Annotated in this window: 1 protein-coding gene; it reads right to left on the reverse strand. The window is 54.3% G+C overall.

Annotated elements, in window-relative coordinates; translation table 11 throughout:
• Nucleotides 1-380: 380 nt before the first annotated feature.
• A complete protein-coding gene (locus AC1Q8Q_RS32105; RefSeq protein ID WP_046819627.1) occupies nucleotides 381-1400 on the reverse strand; it encodes an IS30 family transposase in 1020 nt (339 codons plus the stop codon).
• Nucleotides 1401-1445 lie beyond the last annotated feature (45 nt).

Raw genomic sequence — 1445 nt, forward strand, 5'->3', positions numbered from 1 at the left:
GGCGGTCTCAAGGAACAAGTGCAACAGTCAGTTAATTTTTCTGAGCATGTTAATCACGAAACTGGGCATTCCCGCCTCCGAAACATCGTTACCACTTGGCGTCTGAACGAACCTAGCCTACCTGACTAAGCACAATTTCCACTGCCAAGGGCTTAGCTGAGCCATGATCAAACCCTTTGGTCGCTGCAGCAGTGGCTATACACAACCCGCCCTTCATCGCTTAAACAATGGCTATACACAACCCCCCCTTCATCGCTTAAATAGTGGCTATACACCCCCCCCCTCCATCGCCGATGTGACGGCCTGGAATGACACGATAGAAACGCCCATTAGATGCATCCACCAGGTAGCTTGGCGGGGACGGGGCTTGCTCTTACCGGTCAGTTTATCGTTTCAAGCTTGTTGGTCGCGGAAAACTGAAGATGATCCACCAGCACCTCAACCGGAAATTTCCAGCCCAGTGTCTGACGGGGTCGGGTGTTGAGCAAATCAGCGATTTCGTCCAGTCGTGCCTGCGTCACCAGAGAGAGATCTGTGCCTTTTGGGAGGTACTGACGCAACAAACCGTTCGTATTTTCATTGCTACCACGCTGCCAAGGCGAGTGTGGATCGGCGAAATAAATCTTCATCCCCGTGCGCGCAGTGATTTCGGCATGACGAGCCATTTCGCTGCCTTGATCATGGGTCATGGTTTTTAGTAGCGATGGCGCCATCCGCGACATTTCCCTCACAATGGCTTCCGCCGCCGCCTCAGCGGTAGGCCCTTCGAGTTTGGCGAGAATCACATAACGGCTCGTGCGCTCGACCATTGTGGCAACCGCAGAGCGATTATTGGCGCCCATGATCAGATCACTCTCCCAATGCCCTGGAACCAGACGGTCTGCAACTTCTGGTGGTCGTAGGTGAATACTCAGCTGCGCAGGGTAGCGTTCTCGACGCACATTGCTCTGGGTTCGCTTGCGACGTTTGCCATCAGCCTGCCGCAAATAACTGATCAGCTGACGCTTCAGTTCTCCGCGTGGGTAGGCATAGATAGCGAGGTAGATCGTTTCGTGGCTCACATGTCGCTCGGGTTGGCCGGGCCAGATACTGCGTAGTCTGCGGGCAATTTGTTGCGGTGACCAGCCGATGCGGAGCATTTCGACGACCACTTGAAATAGCTCTGAGTCTGGAGATAAACGCCGCTGACGGCGAGGCACATGTCGGAGCTGTTGGGCCCTGCTGGTAGCTTGTATGGCGTCATAGTGAGACTGCTGGGGGGTGCGTTTGATCTCACGACTAATGGTGCTGGGGTGACGGCCTAGCAAAGCGGCAATAGCCCGCAACGTCTGTTGTTGAAATAGCATCACCATAATGGTGACGCGCTCCTCGGTACTCAAGTGTTTGTATTGGGTAGACATGGCAACACCTTACATCAGGTGTTGCACTTGTTCCTTGAGACCGCC

The sequence above is a fragment of the Pseudomonas sp. GW823-FHT06B06 genome (genome assembly GCF_058795195.1).